We start from the raw sequence: 20,070 nt of genomic DNA on the forward strand, positions 1-20,070 counted from the left end.
TATTAGTCAGCTGTAAGCTTTATTTCTCACTAATCTTTGTAAATTGTATTCAAAAAACAGAACATTTAATATTTATTCAATCTTAAAATAAAATGAGCAAAAAAGAAAAAGAAAATTCTAGAAGGTCATTTATAAAAAACGGAGCTATAGCTTCTTCGTTTTTTATAGTTCCCCGAAATGTACTTGGAGGGATAGGGTTTATTTCTCCAAGTGACCAGCTAAATCTCGCAGCTATTGGTGCTGGAGGAAAAGGTAGGAGCGATATCAAGAATGCCTCAGTAAATGGTCGTGAAAGAGTAACTGCACTTTGTGATGTTGACTTTTCGGGATCGGCAGCAGATAGTGTAAAGTTGTTTCCAAATGCAAAACGTTTTGCAGACTATCGAGAGATGTTGGATACCATGAAAGACATTGATGCAGTTACCATTTCTACGCCAGACCATGTTCATGGGCCAGCTGCAAAATATGCGATGGAAAGAGGTAAACATGTATATGTTCAAAAACCAATGACGCATAACATCAGAGAAGCGAGATTACTTACCGAAATGGCTAGAACCAATAAAATTGTCAGCCAAATGGGTAATCAAGGAGCTTCTAATCCACTTTTGAAAACAGTTCAAAAATGGGTTGATTCTGGAAAACTTGGCAAGATTAGCAAAGTTCAGATTTGGACAAACCGTCCTGTATGGCCTCAAGGCAATGCTATGCCAAGCCCAGATGATAGTTTAAAACCAAAAGATTTAGATTGGAATTTGTGGTTGGGCCCAGCTAGTTTTAAACCATATACGCCTAATATGCATCCATTCAATTGGAGAGGGTGGTGGGATTATGGCACAGGAGCTTTAGGTGATGTAGGCTGCCATTTAATTGATATTCCATTTAGAACACTTGGATTGAAATATCCAACAGATGCAGAATGTAGTGTGGCATCGGTATATTCTAAAATGTGGACGGCTGACTATAATCCTGAGGGTTGTCCAGCCTCATCATTTATCACACTTCACTTTGGCGAAACAGTCAAAAGTAAGTCTAAAATAGAAATGACTTGGAGTGATGGCGGTATTCGACCATCTCATCCAGATATTATTCCAGCAAATGAGGATATTGGTGGCACTAATAGTGCGAATGGTGTGATGATAATTGGAGAAAAAGGTATAATTACTACAAACATCAACGATAGCTCACCTATGATGCCGAAGCTGTTCTTGAATGATGGAACAAGAGAATTAGGGCCAGATTTACCTAAAGATATGGAGTCAGAATATGGTCACCAAAGATTATGGGTAGATGCTTGTAAAGCGGGTTTTAAAAGCAAAGAACATTTGGCATTAACATCTTCATTTGATTATGCTGGGCCAATGACAGAAACAGTACTCATGGGTAATTTGGCCATCAGAAGTTATATGCTTAGGAAAGAAGATAGTAAAGGGAAATTGGAGTTTTTTGCTCGTAAAAAATTATTATGGGATGGTGAAAATACAAGAATAACCAATCTTGAAGAAGCGAACCAATTTGTTGGAAGAACTTACCGCAAAGGTTGGGAAGTATAGTTTCAGCACCATTTTTCAAAATCAAAAGCGTCTCGAAGAAATTTAAGACGCTTTTTTTGTTAGCTTGATTTTATTTTTCGAGGGGATATTTGGGCATAAAAAAAGCGACTCAAAAGTCGCTTTTTTTTATATGTTTCAAGAGAAAATTATTTCAATAAGAATTCAGTTCTTGAACCTGATTTTGCTCCAGTAGCATTGGTATAAGAAGCATTAGGATCTTCATCACCAAAACCTTCATAAGACATTCTAGCTTTAGATACACATTTCTTCTTCATAAAGTAAGTGTATATCGCACAAGCTCTCAATTTTGCAAGTCTTACATTCTGTGAGCTACTTCCACCATCGTTATAAGTATTGATTGTTAGGTTGGCATCTTTACATCTTCCTAATACATCACAAACTCTTTGAAGGGATTTGTATGAAGAAGGCTTCAATTTGTTTGTTCCAGGATAGAATTCTATTCCTTGTGCAGCAAAACTCAATTGCTCCAATTCGTTAGAAGTAATTATACAGCCACTAGCTGATTTGTAACCCAACATTGGGGCAACACCATTTACATATCCTTCTGGACAACCTTGATTACTCATCAAACCAGGGATAGAAGGACATAAATCTTTATTGTCAGGCACACCGTCACCATCACTATCTGGACAGCCATTAGCAGAAGCCAAGCCTTTTACATTAATACAATCATCATTTGTGTCAGCTATACCATCACCATCGCTGTCTGGACAGCCATTAAGGGCAGCTGGGCCAGCAGCATTAGGACATGCATCATCTTTATCTGCAATACCATCGCCGTCGGTGTCTGGGCAACCTTTAAGTTCTTTTACACCAGCTACATCAGGACAAGCATCATCTTTATCTGCCACGCCATCAAAATCTTTATCAGGACATCCTTTAAGATAGGCTGGACCTACAACTGTAGGACAAGCATCATCTTTGTCAGCAATCCCATCTCCATCGCTATCTGGACAACCTTTAAGACCTATTGGGCCAGCAACAGTTGGACACTCATCGTCTTTGTCAGGAACACCGTCGCCGTCAGTATCGGGACAACCTTGGAATTTCGGAAGACCTGGTTCGTTTACACAAACATCGCATTTATCCACAACTCCGTCTTTGTCTGTATCTTTGTCACCGAATCTATAAGATCCCAAAACATTTGCCAAGAAATAACCGTCTTTTCTATCGGCGTTTCCTGCTAAACTTAAACCATCTAAGTAGTCAGAAGTTGAAAAACGGTAGCCTGCTTCAGCTCCTATTGTGAATCTTCTAGCAATATTATATTTCAAACCCAAACCTACAGGAATAACTGCGGCTATGCGATTGCCAAAAGTAGAAGTATGTGCTCTGTCAGCATCCAGATCTCTTTGAAGAACTGGGAATTGAGCACCCGGCTCTTGGTAAATAGTCGGATTACTGTAAGTTGCACCTATTCCAGCAAAGATGTAAGGCGAAAGATTTTTCTTCATAAAACCATCGCAAGTAAATTTCCTTTCCTTGAGTGGATAGAACTCACCTAAAACAGCGGCTTCAATAAATGGCGTAGAAGAAAACTTTAATCTTCTGTAATCCCAAAGTTTATCTGGATTGTCTAGATCTCTACCTGCGAGTTTACCTACTAATACTTGGGGTCTAATTGCGAAATAATCGCTGATGTGCCTTCTGACAAATAATCCACCCATCAGATTGTTTTGTGAGGCATAAGGTTTACTGCAGTGCATATCACCGAAGTATTGATTTATACCTAAAGGGATTCCTATTTCCCATGGATAAGGCTTACAGACAGTACAAGAATCTTGTGCCTTTGTTGTAATGGAGCCAAAAGCAAAGAGGGCTAAAATTAAAAATGTTACCTTCTTCATTTGATTTAAGTAATATTATAAAAAAAATTTGAATGAATTTACTACAAAAAATATTGTTACACAATCATTCAATGCATATTGTTACACAAAAATATGATAAAATACATTTAAATAAAACATTTTGTGGGTTTATTAAAAGTATTAATTCAATTTCTGAGATAAGTCCAAGAGAAAGGTATACATCAACGCTGTATTTTTAAGTGCCGAAAACCTTCCTGAGGCACCTCCATGGCCAGAGGTCATGTCGGTATGAAGGAGCAAAATATTGTTATCAGTTTTATAATCTCTTAACTTTGAAACCCATTTTGCAGGTTCCCAATACTGTACCTGACTGTCATGTAATCCTGTTGTTACCAGCATGTTAGGGTATTTTTTTTTTGAAACATTGTCATAGGGGGAATATGACAGCATATAGTCATAAGATTTCTGGTTTTTTGGATTGCCCCATTCTTCAAACTCTCCAGTTGTAAGTGGAATAGATTCATCGAGCATCGTGGTTACTACATCCACAAACGGCACGGCGGCTATTACGCCTTTATAAAGTTCAGGGGCTTGATTAATGATAGCCCCCATCAGAAGGCCACCAGCACTACCGCCCATGGCAAATAGATTATCCTTGGATGTGTATTTTTTCTCAATTAATATTTTAGAGCAATCAACAAAGTCATTGAAAGTGTTAATTTTTTTAAACATTTTACCTTCTTCATACCATTGTCTACCCATTTCTTGTCCACCTCTTATATGACAGATTGCATAAACAAACCCTCTATCCAATAAGCTCAATCTTGTAGAACTAAAAGAGGCATCCATGGAGGCACCGTATGATCCATAAGCATATTGTAAGAGCGGAGAAGTGCCATCCAACTTGGTATTTCTGTGATAAACTATAGATATGGGTACTTTTACGCCATCTCTCGAAATCGCATATATTCTTTCCGTTTTGTAATTTGTTTTATCAAATCCACCTAATACTTCCTGTTCTTTTTTTAGAATTTTAGTTTTATTAGCCATGTCATAGTCGTAGGTGGAGTTTGGAGTTGTCATGGAATTGTATCCAAATCTGAGTATTTCCGTGTCAAATTCCGAATTTGTGCCTATGTAGGCATCATAAGTAGGTTCGCCAAAATCTAAAAAATGCTCCTCATTTGTTTTTTGATGGATGATTCTTAATTGAATAAGGCCTTCTTTTCTTTCTTGAAGTACCAAATGATTTTTGAAAATTTCCAATCCTTCCAAATAAACATCTGGTCTGTGTGGGATTTTGGTCTTCCAGTTTTTTGGATTTCCGCCCATGCTTTCTTCTACTTCCATTAACTGATAGTTGTAGGAGTTAGCGAGGTTTGTTCTTATAAAAAATTTGTTTTCAAAATGTTCTATATAATATTCAAGTCCATTTTTTCTTTTCAAAAAAGTCTTGGGGTTTTCGTTAGGTTGAGAGGCTTTAATGAGTTGATATTCAGTTGCTATACCGTTTTGTTCGGAGAATATGGCAATGTATTTTTTCGATTTCATACGGCCAATTCCCATGTAATATTGATTGTTTTTTTCTTCGAAAACCAAAACATCTGATTTTGGGTCGGTGCCTAAAATATGCCTATAAACTTTATTGCCTAAAAGTGTTTGTTGATCACGGATTACATAAAAAAATGTCTTATTGTCATCAGCCCACGCATAGCTTCCTCCTTCAGTGTTCTCTATGCTCTCGGGGTATATTTGGCCAGTTTTCAGATTTTTAAATTTTAAAACATAATTTCTTCTGCTGATGGTATCCTCTCCATAAGCTAAAATATCTTCGTTATCTGAAACTTCAAAGCCGCCGATTTGAAAATAAGTTTTACCTTTCGCCATTTCGTTTCCGTCGAGCATTATTTCTTCGGGAGCGTCAAGTGTTTTGTGCTTTCTGCAATAAACTGGGTATTCTCCACCTTCTACATATTTAGAATAATAAAAGTAGGAGCCGTCTTTATACGGTACCGATTCGTCTTTTTCTTTTATTCGGGCTTTCATTTCTTCAAAAAGACTCTCCTTTTGACTAGCAATAGGAGCCATCACTTTTTCTGTGTAGGTGTTTTCTGCGTTTAAATAATCAATTACTTCCGGGTTTTCTCTGTTGTTTAACCAATAATAATCATCTATCCGCGTGTGATTGTGAATAGTCATGGGGAAAGGTTTCTTTTTTGCAAGGGGTGCTACCAATCCGTTAGTTGTCATTTTTTGTGCCATTACTGCTTTTATTGCAATTAAATTTAGAAAGAGTAAAATTGTTTTTTTCATCCTATTGAAGATTTAAAAACCGAAATAAAAAAAAATATTTATATTTATGGTTTGATTTATTAAACACTTAGCAAATCTAAGCTTCAAACCATTATACTTCCTATAAACAGGCAATCATTATGAAAAATTATTTTCTAGTATTTCTATTTTTAACAATAGGAATCACAGCTTTTACTATCAAAGACAGCGAGTTGAAAACTATCTTTTCGAAAATAAACCAAGACGTTCTAAATAATGGTAAAGTTTATGAAACCCTAGGAGATGCAACTTCTACCATTGGCCATAGACTTACTGGTAGCCCCAACGGTAAAAAAGCGGAAGAATATGCATTTAATCTGTTCAAAAAATATGGATTTTCAAATACCAAGTACCAGCCGTTTGTGGTGGAGTCATGGTCAAGAGATACAGTTAGTCTGACTTTAGTGCCAGAAAAAAGCGACAACTATGTTGATTATGAAGTAGTTGCATTGGCTCATTCACCAGTGTCGTCTCACATAACTGGTAAAATTGTAGATTGTGGAGATGGTTTGGAAGAAGATTTTGAGAAAGTCAAAGAAGAAGTTAAAGGGAAGATAGCCTTATTTAACATTAACCTTCAATCAGAGGCTAACAAAGGCAAAAAGAATCTTCATCGCTCTGAGAAAACAGCATTGGCTATTCAGTTCGGGGCAAGTGGGGTAATAATTGCTAACGCTGTTGAAGGTGGTGTTTTGTTGACAGGCACTGCATCTGTCACAGGTGAACTTATTCCAATTCCAGCGGTTTGCGTATCAGTGGAATCGGGCAAAAGTATGAGGAGATGGATAAGAGATGAAAAAAACATTTTGGCAGTAATAGATATGCGAAATTTTAGCCGTCCAATAAATGCCAGAAACGTTATTGCTACTTTGCCTGGCACTTCAAAAAAATATAAAAATGAGAAAATAGTTATCGGAGGTCACCTTGATTCTTGGGATTTGGCAACTGGTGCTATGGATAATGGTATTGGTTCTTTTACTATTTTAGACGTTGCGAGAGTTTTCAAAAGTCTTAATTTAAAGACCAAACGTACCATTGAATTTACCATGTTTATGGGCGAAGAACAAGGCTTGTTAGGCTCAAGGTACATGGTGAAAAAATATATGGAAACCAATCAGCTCAAAAATGTAAAACTCATGATGAACCTCGATATGGTGAACAACACCATGGGCTTTAATGCTGGCGGAAATGATGCTTTGAAAACCAAAATGGATGAAATTGGCGAAATTATAAAGCAAATTGACCCAGAATATAAAAACACAAATAGGAATTCAGCTGGGTTGCACAGTGATAACCAGCCGTTTATGCTTAGAGGTGTTTCTACTTGTTCTCCATCTGGCAATTTTCCAGTTAAAGCTTACAATTGCTACCATGCCAACTGCGATAGGTTTGACTTGATTAATAAGGACCAAATTAACAACAATGTGCGGTTTACGGCTATGATGCTTTACGCACTCGCAAACTTAGATGACCTGCCCGCCAAAAATAAAACTGATGAGGAAACTAAAGAATTTTTAACAAAACAAAATCTAAAAAAAGAGCTAATTATAGGAAAGGATTGGCGTTGGGAACAATAAATGCAATATAAATAATATGTTATCCACAACATTTGGTGCTGCTGTTTACGGTGTAAGTGCAGCCTTAATAACAGTAGAAGTCAGTGTTTTGAAAGGAGGGTTTGGAGTGAGTGTAGTTGGTTTGCCCGACAACGCAGTAAGAGAGAGCCTTCAAAGAATCGATGCCGCATTAAAGAACGGTGGCTTCGAACTTTCAAGATATAAAACCATTATCAATTTGGCACCTGCCGATATAAGAAAGGAGGGCTCAGCATACGATTTACCCATTGCAGTGTGTATGCTTACTTCTGGAGGAAAACTAGAATATGAAAAAGACCTCAAAGAATATGTGATTCTTGGTGAATTGTCTTTGGATGGTAAACTGAGGCCAATAAAAGGAGTTTTGCCCATTGCCATAGAAGCTCGAACAAACAAACTCAAGGGTTTTATTTTGCCTAAAGAAAATGCTCTTGAGGCTTCTATTGTAAATAATCTGGACGTAATTCCAGTCGAAACCTTGCAAGAAGCAGTAGGTTTTTTGACAGGTGAAATAGACATAAAACCACTCATTACTGATACCAGAGATATTTTCTACCATACGATTAATGAGTATGAAGCTGATTTTTCTCATGTTCAAGGGCAAGAAAACATCAAAAGAGCTTTAGAAATAGCAGCAGCGGGTGGTCATAATGCCATCATGATAGGCCCTCCAGGTGCTGGTAAAACCATGTTAGCCAAGCGGCTGCCCTCCATTCTGCCACCTCTTACTTTGATGGAGGCTTTGGAAACTACCAAAATTCATTCTGTTGCGGGTAAATTAGATTCTTCCTCCTCTTTAATTTCAAGGAGGCCATTTAGGAATCCACACCATACCATTTCAGACGCGGCTTTGGTCGGTGGAGGGAGTTTTCCTCAGCCAGGAGAAATATCTTTGGCCCATAACGGTGTTTTGTTTTTGGACGAATTACCAGAATTCAAACGAACCGTACTGGAAGTAATGCGTCAACCATTGGAAGAACGTAAGGTCGTAATTTCAAGGACCCGTTTGGCCGTAGAATTTCCGTCTAGTTTTATGCTTATTGCCAGCATGAATCCTTGCCCATGTGGATATTATAATCATCCAGAAAAGGATTGTACTTGTCCGCCAGGAGCCGTGGAAAAGTATTTGAACAAGATATCAGGTCCGCTTTTGGATAGAATTGATCTGCACGTAGAGGTTACGCCAGTAAGTTTTGATGAAATATCTTCAACCCGTAAAAATGAGACCTCGTCAGAAATTAGGGAGCGAGTGGTAAAAGCCAGAGAAATCCAGATCGAGCGATTTAAATCGTTTGAGGAAATTCACTCCAACGCCATGATGCCTGCCGAAATGGTGAAAAAAATATGTGAAATTAGCGACCCGGGAAAAGCTCTTTTAAAAAAAGCCATGGAACGTTTAGGTCTTTCAGCAAGGGCTTACGACCGAATATTGAAAGTGTCCAGAACTATTGCCGATTTAGCAGGAACTGAAGAAATACGAATAGAACACCTCGCCGAAGCCATCCAATATAGGAGTTTGGATAGAGAAAATTGGGCTGGGTGAGGGAAAATGATTTAGTTCTGAACCATTTATATGAATATTTCCTTAAAAACTAAGGCTTACATTAAAAGCTGATTAAAAAATACATGGAAATCAAACCGCTCAGTTCTTACCAAAAATTTGTAATGGCCTTATTGGCTATCACGCAGTTTACAGTTGTTTTAGATTTTATGGTAATGTCTCCACTTGGTGATATTCTCATGAAGTCACTGGTTATCAGTCCAAAACAATTTGGGATTGCGGTATCGAGCTATGCATTCAGTGCGGGTATTTCTGGATTATTGGCTGCGGGTTTTGCAGATAAATATGATAGGAAAAAGCTTTTGGTGTTTTTCTATTTAGGTTTTATAGTGGGTACTTTTCTATGTGGAATAGCCCAAACATACGAAACTCTAGTAGCCGCCAGAATATTTACTGGAATTTTCGGCGGTGTAATGGGTTCCATAAGTATGGCTATCATTACTGATATATTTGAGCTTAATCAGCGTGGTAGGGTGATGGGCATAGTGCAAATGGGATTTGCCGCCAGTCAGGTATTGGGAATTCCAGTAGGCTTATATTTTGCTAATCTCTGGGGTTGGCACGCACCGTTTATGATGATTGTAATTTTGGCCATTATTATCATAGTGGTTCTAATTGCTAAGCTTAAGCCTGTAGATGAACATCTTAAAATAAAGTCTGAAAGAAATGTTCTCGCCCATTTTAGGCACGTTTTATTATTGAAAAACTATAGAATTGCGTTTCTTTCTACTGCATTGCTTTCTATTGGAGGTTATCTAATGATGCCCTTTGGAAGTGCTTTTGCGGTAAATAATTTGGGCGTTTTGCAGTCTCAACTACCCATAATTTTTATGTTTACTGGTGTTTCCTCTTTGATAGTTATGCCTTTGGTGGGGAAGTTGAGCGATAAGTACAATAAATTCAAAATTTTTGTTTACGGTTCTATTTGGGCTTTAGTTTTTATATTGATTTATACTAACTTAGGAGTTACACCGCTCTGGATAATTTGCATTTTGAACATATTACTTTTTATGGGCATCATGTCAAGAATGATACCAGCTACTACTTTAACATCAGCAATACCCAACATGCAAGACCGTGGAGCTTTTATGAGTATCAATGCCTCTTTACAACAAATGGCGGGTGGCTTAGCCACGCTTTTGGCTGGATTAATCATTGTACAAAAAGACGCTCACAGTCCACTAGAAAATTACCCCATTTTGGGAATAATCGGTGCTGTGGTGATGATCATCGCGGTTTGGTTTATTTATAGGGTATATAGAATAGTGAAAAATAAGGAAGCACAACCGAAATAATCCGATTGTGCTTCATTTTCATTAAACCTAAATTTCTTACTTAAACCCAGCCTTGCCTTTATCTAAGAATTTGATAAAATCAGCTTCGCTGGAGTAACCGAGTGGTTCCAATAACTTCTCACCGTTTGGATGTACAATGATGTAGTATGGCTGAGCATTGTTGTTGTATTTGGTTATTTCCAAGTCCATGTTTTTGTCGCCAACGGTTGTTTTGAGCTCGTTATCATAGGATGAAGTATATTGTTTTTCTTTTGGAAGCTCTTTTTTGTCATCCACATAAAGTGACGCAATGACAAAGTCCTCTTTTAGTCTTTTCAAAACTTCTGGTTTTGACCATACGTTTTCCTCCATTTTGCGGCAATTGGCACAAGCATAACCTGTGAAGTCTATCAAAATCGGCTTGTTTATTTCTTTGGCATAAACTTGAGCGTCGTCAAAATCATAGAAACCAAATAGTTCGTGGGGCAGAGCTCTCATTTTGTCGGTGGGTAATTCTGAGGTTGTGGTACTCTGAGTAGAGATGGGCATTGGAGGTAAAATTCCAGAGAGTAAGCTCAATGATTTTCCAGTTACTCCAGGCAACATATAGGCAGCTAAGCCAAGGAAAATTACCGAGAAAAATATCCTCAAAGCACCTCGTTTCTCAATTTTATCGTCTTTTGAAAGCCGGATAAATCCTAATATATATATGCCGATAATGACCGCAATCACTATCCAAATCACTAAGAATACGTTTCTATGAATGAGATTCCAATGGTAGGCTAAATCTATATTACTTAAAAATTTTAAAGCGAGAGCAAATTCCAAGAACCCAAACACTGCTTTCAGTTCATTTAACCAACCGCCAGATTTTGGAAGGTTTTTTAACATTTGCGGAAACATAGCTAATCCAGAAAACACCAATGCAAAGGGTAGCCCAAATGCCAGCATTCCATATATTGGCCTTTTAACCTCTCCTTGTGCAGCCGCTATTAAAAGCGACCCCACAAAAGGAACAGTACAACTAAACGAAACCACAACCAGTGTCAAAGCCATAAAGAATATTCCAATGAGGCCTCCCTTGTCTGAAAGTCTATCAATTTTATTGACCGTTTCGTGAGGCAATACAATTTCAAAAGCTCCCAAAAGTGAAACCCCGAAAAGGATAAATATCACAAAAAAGATTAAATTTGGCAGCCAATGTGTACTTAGAAAGTTAAGAAATGGAGCTCCAAAAGCCATGGTAATCAATCCCATCACGCCAAAAATAGCCATGATAGAAATTCCGTAAAATATGGCTTTTGATTTTCCATTGGCTTGCTTAGTGAAAAAACTAACGGTCATGGGCATGATTGGGTAGATGCATGGCATAAAAATAGACGCCAAACCAGCTCCAAATGCAATCAGCAAAAACTGCCAAAGACTTTGTGCTTCTTTCATGGGTTCTTTCGTTATGGTTTTAGTTGGTTCTTTTTCATTTAATTCTATCGCACTTTCTTCCTTCTGATTCGTTAAAGTATCCGAATTTAAAGTATCTGAACTTTGTTCAATTTTATTGGCTAAAACAGTGGAAGTTTTTATGTTAAAAACCTCATTTCCAGGCACACATTTGCCGTCGATATCTGTACAAGTTTGGTAAATGATTTTTCCAGAGATTGTAGGGTTTTCCTCAAGAATCATCACTTTTTGAACAAATTTTCCAGTTTCTTTGAAATAAGTGACATCACCACCCCACACCTCATCAAACTTCTTTTTTGGATGAATTGGTTTTATTTTTCCGATTGCTCGAAATCCTTTCGACTTGTTGAATACAAATTCAGTCACTGTTGGGCCTAATTCTGGACTAAAGTCTGAAGAATATAAATACCAATCTTTTTGTATGGTAGCCGTAAATTCCACGTCGACAAGATCGCCAACAACTACTTTGTCTTGTAAAACCTTGTATTTCCAAGTGGTGGGTTTTTCTAGTTGGGCAAATGCCGAAATTGATATAAAAAGTAGAATTAGGATCTTCTTAAAATGCATAAATGGTTTGTTCGTTTGAATATGAATACGTGTATTTATCAGGATTTGTTACCTTCCTAACAAAAAGCCCCTCAAATTTATTTCAATTTGAGAGGCTTTTTTTAGTTTTTATCAATAATTAGAATTTTGGACAAGCCAATTCTTTTTTTCTTTGTTTCAAATAAGGGCTTTTATCATTGTCAAATTTATCTAATTGATAGGAGATAGAAAACTCATGCGAGCCGCCAGTTCCTCTCCCCGCCGCTAAGCCTGAAATCGTAAAATCATAACTATAACCCACAGAAAAGTTGTCAAACCTAAAACCTACCAAGGCCGCTATAGCATCTTGATTTGGGAAATTGTCAAACACTTTTTTCAAAGGAATACCTCTATATTGTAGTCCCAAAGTAAGAGGAGTATAGGTAGCATAAGCCCCCAAATCTAGTTGTGAAAACTGTCCTTGTTTTTTGTACAAAAACGTAGGGGTTATCGTAAATTCTTTGTCCATGTTTCCCGAACCTGTTATCATGTGGCTTAGATTAATATTATAACCGCCATTTACTACAAACTTTCTTGGTATACAATCGCCTGTAGCACAGCCATCAGCAGTAGAAACTCCACTGTAAGAAACCGTGGGCTGTGTAATGTGGGTTACAGCCAATCCCATAAATACCTTTGGATTATAAAATAAAACACCTGAACCAACATCGAAATTTTTAACTGTTCTGTAATTAGTAAGGCTAGCAAAAGGGTCTGATGATGGGTTGCCAGTGTAGCCACTGTTTGACAACTGATCACCGAAAATAAGGCCATTTGGGTCAAAGCCTCTATTTGAATAACTGCCCTGAAGACCCATTCTTAAAAAATTCTTATCACCCAGCCTAAGCTGGTATGCATAGAGTGCGGTTATTTCTGAATTTTTAATTCTATTTCCTTGGGCATCACTCATCATGGTTATACCTATGCCGCTGTTGGCTTTTTCTATAAAATGATCAACACTGACCACTGATGTTATAAAGTTGGCGTTTAGTGAAGGCCACTGGTTTCTGTAATTAAAAATCAACCTTGGGGCATATCCAGAACCCGTAAAAGCGGGGTTGTGATACAAAGGGGCAGCATAAAACTGAGTAAATTGTGGATCTTGAGCAAGAGCCACACTCACTAAATTAGCCAATATCAATATTTGAAAAAGTCTTTTCATACAGTTTTTTATGGAACAGTTATTTAGACTTACAAATTTCGTTCCAAATTAATTTCTACTAAAACGTGGTTGCTTTTTAAAAGTTGTTTTGTTCTTTTTGAAATAATAAAAAAGTAAATTTCAACTAAATATAACGAAAATGAATCTCATATAGAAACAAAATATGAAAGGAAAGTGTTTTTTAGATTCTTTATCAGGGAATTAGGATAGAAATCAAAAATAAAAAGTATATTTAGTACGTTTTTTGCGTATGTAATTTTAGTAAAATTAGCCTTATTTGAAAACTTGGGAAAAAATATGTCAAATGCTTCTTTGCATACTTCTTTTGGGAGTATCAGAATCTTTGCATGCCCAATTTTACATAAGTCCCAAAGTTTGTGTAGCTGATATCTCAACTGACCCAGCCACTGGTCAACTCATAGGTTGTGAAAAACGCACTTCATTTTTTGATACAGTAGCTGCGGCTGATGCTTGGTTTTGGGACTTTGGCGATGGCGGACAATCCAATTCAAGAAATCCTCAGTATGTTTATCAAGCTCCAGGACCTTACACTGTCAGATTGACTAGAACTATGAACAATGGCAGTGTTTTGCAAAGTACCACTAGGCAAATTACTGTCGGCACATATCCAACTCAGCCAAAGTTTAATGATAAATTATCTGCTGACACTACTGTTTGTGAATCAAGTAGTTTAGAGTTAAATCCCTTTAAGTTGCAAATAGCTGGTAATGTGAAATATCGATGGTTTCCGACAGGAGACACCACAAAAACCATAACAGTGGACACTACTGGATGTTATTCTGTGGAAGTGTATGATGCTGTGTCGGGTTGTTCTAGGAGTGCCAAAATAAATGTGAAGTTTTGTTTACAAGAAAGCAGTTCTGGTGGGGGCATCGAAAAATGGTACTTTGGGAAAGGCGGAAGTTTAGAATTTGGCATGGAGGGCGATAGTACAGAAAGAGACTCTTTGGCTGTTGAGGGCGACTTAAATCCAGATTTGCCACTAGAAAACCCAGCCTTTAAACCTAGCAATTCAAATGAAGTCAGCAAAGTGAATACCAGTGGAGCGGTGGCCATGGTTTATGACAAAAATACCAACTTGGTCTTTTACACAGACGGAAACAAGCTATTTGCTGGAAGCGATGATACCGAAATACAAACCGCTGGTGGGGGGAATTTTATTATTGGAAATACAAGCAGTTCGCAGGGACTAATGATTGTGCCCAAATCGAATTGCAATGCTTGCAATTATACAGAGTATTATGTCCTTTCACAAGACCCTGCGACCAAACTTTTGTCGTATTCAGTTGTGGACATGCGATATAATAACAGAAAAGGTGCAGTGGTAGAGCAGAATATCCCACTTTTGTTTACTGCTTCAGAGAAAATGGCTGGCGTAAGGTCTAGCAACGATTCGGCTTTTGTACTGTATTCATTTGATTATAAAAAAGGAGCATTTAATATTCTTACAATAGATTCTACTGGCATAAACACCACAGAACAAATTGTAGGAAGTAATACGTTAGATAGTTTATCAGGAACAGGATACATTGCTATTTCACCAAATGGACGAAAATTAGCTCATGGGGTGGTAATAAACGGAAAAAATTATGTGGAGGTTTTTGATAGAAATTTAAATACCAATAGGCTTTCGAATCCTATATTGATAGACTTAAATGTGCCTGCACCGCCCACCGTTTATGGAGTAGCTTTTGGTTCAAATAGTGATATTCTTTATACCACTATTAAAGGAAATCCAGCATTGGGACAAGATTCTCAATTAATTCAATTGGCACTTTTTCTTGGTGATGCGGCCAGTATTTCTGCTGGAAAAGAAATTATTTTACGACGACAAGAAGAGTTTGGAGCTTTGATGCTTGGGCCAGTTTATGGTATAGGCGAGAAATACCTCTACATGAGTGTAAACAATAAAGATTTTTTGCCCTATCTACAAAATCCCGATGTTAAAGGGAACGCTGCAGTCGTAGGGCTTTCTTATGTTGCAGGATCTGCAAGTTTTGGTGCTCCATTAGATGGTTTGGCCACTTTGGGTTTACCTAATATTCTTGCTCCCGTGGCAGAGCAAGAGGGAGAAGGTATTTCGGCAAATTATAGCGGCAATTGCCAAAATTCGCCAACAGTATTTACCACACAAGGGATTTGCAGCCCTATGCGAAATAAAGTGACTTGGTATTTTGACGATGGAACCAAAAAAGAAGGTACACAAACGTCCTACACCTACACAAAGCCTGGTTGGCATACTATAAAAATGGTAGTAGAGGTTTTTCAGAAAAGCAAAATCAGCAGTGTGGTCAACAATCAGGTTGTAGATAAACTTACTGAAACAGAATGCACAGAGGAAGAATACACTGGGACTATTTATATAAAACCATCACCAACTACGCAAGTGCCAAGGAATTTATACATTTGTTTTGAGGAGTTTGAGAAAAAAGCTTTTGGCCCAAGCCCTAAAGGAGGTAATAGTTTCGTTTATACTTGGATGACTTCTTTGGGTACGACTCTAAGCAGAGATTCTGCCTACATATTTGACATTCCTGCAACCTATTTACTCGATGTAGAAAATAATTTTGGATGTCTGACTAAAGACACGGTTACAGTAAAAGAAGGCTGTGAACCCGCCCTCTTTTTACCAGATGTATTTACACCTAACGAAGATAACCTCAATAATGATTTTGCAATCATTCCAGCATATATAACTGACTTTGATTTTAAGGTTTTTAACCGTTGGGGGGAGTTGGTGTTTAACTCTAAAAACCCTGAAATTAAATGGGATGGAAAGTTTAAAGGCAAGATTTATGGCAACCAATTGTACCCTTACACCATCAATTATCGGTCTAAATATTTTCCTGAAAGAGGTCAATTACAGACAAGAGGGTCAATATTGATTTTAAAATAATAGCAAATCTGAAAAGCATTTAGCTCAATCCCCTTTATATTTGAACTTAGGTTAGTTTTTCCTGAAAATAATATTCGAAACATGCGTCAAGATTTTTTAACTGGAAATGATGAGGGAATGAGCCCAGGAGAAAAAGACTTCGAAAGGGCACTAAGGCCTATTTCGTTTGACGATTTTGCAGGGCAAGATAAAATTTTAGAAAATCTCAAGGTTTTTGTGAAAGCAGCAAAAATGCGAAACGAGGCTTTAGATCATGTGCTGCTGCATGGACCGCCTGGTTTGGGCAAAACAACACTTTCACACATAGTAGCCAACGAATTAGGAGCCAGTCTTAAAATCACCTCAGGGCCAGTGTTGGACAAACCAAGTGATTTGGCTGGCTTACTAACTTCATTAGATACCAATGATGTCCTTTTTATAGACGAAATACATCGGTTGAATCCTATTGTGGAAGAATATTTGTATTCGGCCATGGAAGATTACAAGATAGACATCATGTTAGACTCTGGCCCAAATGCCCGAAGCGTTCAGATTGGTCTAAATCCCTTCACTTTGGTTGGAGCCACTACACGTTCAGGTTTGCTTACTTCACCTTTAAGGGCAAGGTTTGGAATAAATGCCAGATTGGAATATTACGACGCCGAACTTTTAAGTAAAATATTGGTACGGTCCGCTCAAATACTCAATACACCCATTGATGAAAAAGGGGCGTTTGAAATTGCTCGAAGAAGTAGAGGAACACCCAGGATTGCCAATAATCTATTGCGTAGAACCCGTGATTTTGCTCAGGTAAAAGGCAATGGATTCATAACCATAGAAATAGCCGAAATGGCACTTTCAGCTTTAGAAGTTGATCAAGATGGCCTTGATGAGATGGACAACAGGATTTTGTTGACCATTGTAGAGAAATTCAAAGGAGGCCCAGTAGGATTATCTACTATAGCAACTGCGGTAGGAGAGGAGGCCGAAACCATTGAGGAAGTCTATGAGCCGTTTTTGATACAAGAAGGTTTTCTAAAAAGAACTGCTAGAGGTCGTGAAGCTACAGAAAAAGCGTACCGACATTTGAATCTCGTACCCAAATACAAATTAGGAGAGTTATTTTAGACTGAAAAGGTTTTATTTAGCATTTTTATTTTTATTTTTATCACTGTATTTAGATTTTATTGTCTAAAAACAGTGATTTTCTTTTTAAATATCTATTAAACAGACCATTAATTATTATAAAATCGAATCTATATGTCCATAGGAAAATTGAAAAGAGAGCAAGAAGAAACCGTAAAAATTGAGAGAAAGACCTCAGCAAAGCCGATTCTTTTTGAAATAGCCTGGGAGGTTTGTAATCAAGTGGGAGGTATTTACACCGTTATTCGCTCCAAAGTGCCAGCCATGGTAGAAGAATGGGGCGATAATTACTGCCTTATTGGGCCATATTTTGCACAAACTGCGGGTATAGAATTTGAAAGATTAGACAACGACGACTCCATATTTTCTAAAGCTGCACAAGGGTTAAGAGATAAAGGCATGGAGGTGTACTATGGTCGTTGGTTAGTAACTGGTAAGCCAAGAATTATCCTGATAGATTTCAATGCTAATTTGGCCAAAGTGGATATGCTCAAGTTTGAGCTTTGGGAAAGACATAAAATATCAACCATCAACTGTGAAGATTTGGTAAACCGAGTGATTGCTTTCGGTGACTTGGTGAAGCAATACCTTCAATCTTTTGTCGAAGATCACAGCAAAAAACAAGAGGTAATTGCTCATTTCCATGAATGGATGGCCTCTACTGCATTAATAGATTTAAGAAAAGACAAGGTCAATATTGGCACGGTGTTTACTACCCACGCCACCATGTTGGGAAGATACATAGCGGGTAATGTTAACGACTTTTATGAAAAACTACACAGATATGATTGGGAAAAAGAAGCCAAAAACTATGGCATTGAAGCCCAGGCTGGTATAGAGAGACAGTCGGCTCAGCTTTGTCATGTATTGACAACGGTTAGCGATGTTACAGCAAAAGAATGCGAAGTGTTTTTTGGAAGAATTTGTGATTTAATTCTTCCTAATGGTCTGAACATTACCCGATTTGCAGCTACTCACGAGTTTCAGAATTTGCACCTCAAATACAAGCAGAAAATCAATCAGTTTGTGATGGGGCATTTCTTTCAGAGCTACTCATGGGATCTTGACAATACCCTATATTTCTTTACATCGGGTCGATATGAGTTCAAAAATAAAGGCTATGACCTTACGTTAGAAGCCCTTAAAAGATTGAATTTTAAGATTGTACAGTCAGGATTAGACATGACTGTAGTGATGTTTATGATTACCAAAAACCCTGTACATTCTATTGATCCTCAGGTGCTCCAGTCACGTGCAGTGATGGAAGAAATCCGCCAGACATGTGAGTCGATGGAGAAGGAAATTGGAGAGCATCTCTTTCATGCATCGGCATCCAACGAAGACGCAAACTTGCCAGATCTTAATGAATTTGTAAGTGAATATTGGAGACTTAGACTAAGAAGAACTATACAAACTTGGAGAACCAAAACGCTTCCTCGTACTGTCACCCACTTACTTAAAGAGCCAGACGACATCACGGATTTCTTTGAGAAAACTAACCTCATGAATCACCAGCAAGACAGAGTTAAGTTTGTATATCACCCTGATTTTATTTCGCCTACCAATCCACTTTTTGGTTTAGAGTATAGCCAATTTGTGAGAGGTTGTCACTTGGGTGTTTTTCCAAGTTATTATGAGCCATGGGGTTATACACCGCTAGAGTGCGTTGTGCGAGGAATTCCTACGGTTACCAGTGACCTTTCGGGTTTTGGAGATTTTATGATGCAGCTTATGGATGATTATGAAAATGTGGGTGTTTATGTAGTAAATCGGAAAGACCAAAACTTCGATAAAGCAGCAGATCAATTGGCCAATATCATGTTTAAGTTTGTAACCATGACTCGCCGTGATAGAATTATGCAAAGAAATAGAGTAGAAAACATATCTGATGTGTTTGACTGGACCAATCTCAGGGCTTATTATGACACCGCTCATGACTTGGCCTTGAAGAAAAAAGGTTTGGGGAAAAGTTAAAATCCTGAATTTTGTAAATGATTGTAAATTAAGTATTTACAATCATTTTTTGTTTTTTGGTATTAAAATCGTGCAATTTTGTATTTTTGCAGAATAATACTCAAAAGACCGAATGTATTTGAAAATTGGCGTTTTCTTTTTGGCATATTTGATGGGTTCTATCCCGACAGCGTTTTGGTATGCAAAATATTTTCATGGAATAGATATCAGGCAGCACGGAAGTGGTAATGTTGGGGCTACAAATTCATTAAGGGTTTTAGGAAAAAAAGCGGGAATTATCGTTTTGATATTTGATTTGCTAAAAGGACTTTTGCCAGTATTACTGAGTAGATATTTAGGTTTTTCAGAAGAAGAAACTTTCTTGGTGGGGATAGTCAGTATTTTAGGGCATATTTGGTCAGTCTTTGCCAATTTTAAAGGTGGAAAGGGTATTGCAACCTCCTTGGGTGTAATTCTGGCGGTATCGCCTGCTGGTGCAGTTGTGAGCGTGTTGGTATTTGTTGCTGTGGTTTTTTTTACAAAATACGTTTCCCTAGGTTCTTTATTGGCAGGATTAACATTTGTTCTATATTATCTACTTTTCAATTCCAGCCAAACATTAATGTCTTTAATTGCCTTTTTATTATTTGTATTATTGGTGTATACCCATCGAGAAAATATTAAAAAACTGCTAAAAGGAACAGAGAATAAGCTTTCATCAAAAAAATAA

The 20,070-nt window shown here is 37.6% G+C and carries 12 protein-coding genes; 8 read left to right on the top strand and 4 right to left on the bottom strand.

The window, feature by feature from the left end; translation table 11 throughout:
* Nucleotides 1-92: 92 nt before the first annotated feature.
* Nucleotides 93-1,550 (top strand): Gfo/Idh/MocA family protein, encoded by a 1,458-nt coding sequence (locus EGI24_RS03335; protein ID WP_255046880.1) that lies wholly within the window; start codon nucleotides 93-95, stop codon nucleotides 1,548-1,550.
* 146 nt (nucleotides 1,551-1,696) lie between these two features.
* On the opposite strand, the gene EGI24_RS03340 is transcribed toward EGI24_RS03335, so the two are convergent.
* Together EGI24_RS03340 and EGI24_RS03345 are read right to left on the bottom strand one after the other, a co-directional pair.
* Nucleotides 1,697-3,418, bottom strand: coding sequence for a DUF6089 family protein (locus EGI24_RS03340; protein ID WP_255046881.1), 1,722 nt, complete (start codon nucleotides 3,416-3,418; stop codon nucleotides 1,697-1,699).
* A gap of 141 nt (nucleotides 3,419-3,559) precedes the next feature.
* Nucleotides 3,560-5,629: a S9 family peptidase gene (locus EGI24_RS03345; protein ID WP_255046882.1), complete on the bottom strand. Its 2,070-nt coding sequence runs from the start codon at nucleotides 5,627-5,629 to the stop codon at nucleotides 3,560-3,562.
* A gap of 182 nt (nucleotides 5,630-5,811) precedes the next feature.
* Between EGI24_RS03345 and EGI24_RS03350 the strand changes: the two genes are divergently transcribed.
* From EGI24_RS03350 to EGI24_RS03360, 3 genes are all read left to right on the top strand, one after another.
* Nucleotides 5,812-7,287, top strand: a complete 1,476-nt coding sequence (locus EGI24_RS03350; protein WP_255046883.1) for a M28 family peptidase — start codon at nucleotides 5,812-5,814, stop codon at nucleotides 7,285-7,287.
* A gap of 7 nt (nucleotides 7,288-7,294) precedes the next feature.
* Nucleotides 7,295-8,848 carry a YifB family Mg chelatase-like AAA ATPase gene (locus EGI24_RS03355; RefSeq protein ID WP_409035465.1) on the top strand — a complete coding sequence of 518 codons (1,554 nt, stop codon included), beginning with the start codon at nucleotides 7,295-7,297 and terminating at the stop codon, nucleotides 8,846-8,848.
* Nucleotides 8,849-8,931: 83 nt separating this feature from the next.
* Complete coding sequence (locus EGI24_RS03360) at nucleotides 8,932-10,161, top strand: MFS transporter (protein WP_255046885.1); 1,230 nt, start codon at nucleotides 8,932-8,934, stop codon at nucleotides 10,159-10,161.
* 36 nt (nucleotides 10,162-10,197) lie between these two features.
* On the opposite strand, the gene EGI24_RS03365 is transcribed toward EGI24_RS03360, so the two are convergent.
* Both EGI24_RS03365 and EGI24_RS03370 read right to left on the bottom strand, forming a co-directional pair.
* Complete coding sequence (locus tag EGI24_RS03365) at nucleotides 10,198-12,165, bottom strand: thioredoxin family protein (RefSeq protein WP_255046886.1); 1,968 nt, start codon at nucleotides 12,163-12,165, stop codon at nucleotides 10,198-10,200.
* 118 nt (nucleotides 12,166-12,283) lie between these two features.
* Nucleotides 12,284-13,345 carry a type IX secretion system membrane protein PorP/SprF gene (locus tag EGI24_RS03370; protein ID WP_255046888.1) on the bottom strand — a complete coding sequence of 354 codons (1,062 nt, stop codon included), beginning with the start codon at nucleotides 13,343-13,345 and terminating at the stop codon, nucleotides 12,284-12,286.
* A gap of 304 nt (nucleotides 13,346-13,649) precedes the next feature.
* Here EGI24_RS03370 and EGI24_RS03375 point away from each other — a divergent pair, with 304 nt between their 5' ends.
* The 4 genes from EGI24_RS03375 to plsY all read left to right on the top strand — a co-directional run bounded on the left by EGI24_RS03375 (nucleotide 13,650) and on the right by plsY (nucleotide 20,070).
* A complete protein-coding gene (locus EGI24_RS03375; RefSeq protein ID WP_255046890.1) occupies nucleotides 13,650-16,262 on the top strand; it encodes a PKD domain-containing protein in 2,613 nt (870 codons plus the stop codon).
* Between the two features lie 81 nt (nucleotides 16,263-16,343).
* Nucleotides 16,344-17,369 (top strand): Holliday junction branch migration DNA helicase RuvB, encoded by a 1,026-nt coding sequence (gene ruvB / locus EGI24_RS03380; protein WP_255046891.1) that lies wholly within the window; start codon nucleotides 16,344-16,346, stop codon nucleotides 17,367-17,369.
* Between the two features lie 132 nt (nucleotides 17,370-17,501).
* Nucleotides 17,502-19,361 carry a glycogen synthase gene (locus EGI24_RS03385; protein WP_255046892.1) on the top strand — a complete coding sequence of 620 codons (1,860 nt, stop codon included), beginning with the start codon at nucleotides 17,502-17,504 and terminating at the stop codon, nucleotides 19,359-19,361.
* A 112-nt stretch (nucleotides 19,362-19,473) separates the two neighbouring features.
* The gene (gene plsY, locus EGI24_RS03390; protein WP_255046893.1) at nucleotides 19,474-20,070 is read left to right on the top strand and encodes a glycerol-3-phosphate 1-O-acyltransferase PlsY; all 597 of its coding nucleotides are present in this window, start codon (nucleotides 19,474-19,476) and stop codon (nucleotides 20,068-20,070) included.

Origin of the sequence: Lacihabitans sp. CS3-21 (assembly GCF_024343675.1) — a bacterium.
GTDB lineage: Bacteria > Bacteroidota > Bacteroidia > Cytophagales > Spirosomataceae > Leadbetterella.

Bases quoted from the DNA above. Each gene is read 5' to 3' on its own strand.
- EGI24_RS03335 (WP_255046880.1), top strand. From the start codon at position 93: ATGAGCAAAAAAGAAAAAGAAAATTCTAGAAGGTCATTTATAAAAAAC.
- EGI24_RS03340 (WP_255046881.1), bottom strand. From the start codon at position 3,418: ATGAAGAAGGTAACATTTTTAATTTTAGCCCTCTTTGCTTTTGGCTCC.
- EGI24_RS03345 (WP_255046882.1), bottom strand. From the start codon at position 5,629: ATGACAACTAACGGATTGGTAGCACCCCTTGCAAAAAAGAAACCTTTC.
- EGI24_RS03350 (WP_255046883.1), top strand. From the start codon at position 5,812: ATGAAAAATTATTTTCTAGTATTTCTATTTTTAACAATAGGAATCACA.
- EGI24_RS03360 (WP_255046885.1), top strand. From the start codon at position 8,932: ATGGAAATCAAACCGCTCAGTTCTTACCAAAAATTTGTAATGGCCTTA.
- EGI24_RS03365 (WP_255046886.1), bottom strand. From the start codon at position 12,165: ATGCATTTTAAGAAGATCCTAATTCTACTTTTTATATCAATTTCGGCA.
- EGI24_RS03370 (WP_255046888.1), bottom strand. From the start codon at position 13,345: ATGAAAAGACTTTTTCAAATATTGATATTGGCTAATTTAGTGAGTGTG.
- EGI24_RS03375 (WP_255046890.1), top strand. From the start codon at position 13,650: ATGCTTCTTTGCATACTTCTTTTGGGAGTATCAGAATCTTTGCATGCC.
- ruvB (WP_255046891.1), top strand. From the start codon at position 16,344: ATGCGTCAAGATTTTTTAACTGGAAATGATGAGGGAATGAGCCCAGGA.
- EGI24_RS03385 (WP_255046892.1), top strand. From the start codon at position 17,502: ATGTCCATAGGAAAATTGAAAAGAGAGCAAGAAGAAACCGTAAAAATT.
- plsY (WP_255046893.1), top strand. From the start codon at position 19,474: ATGTATTTGAAAATTGGCGTTTTCTTTTTGGCATATTTGATGGGTTCT.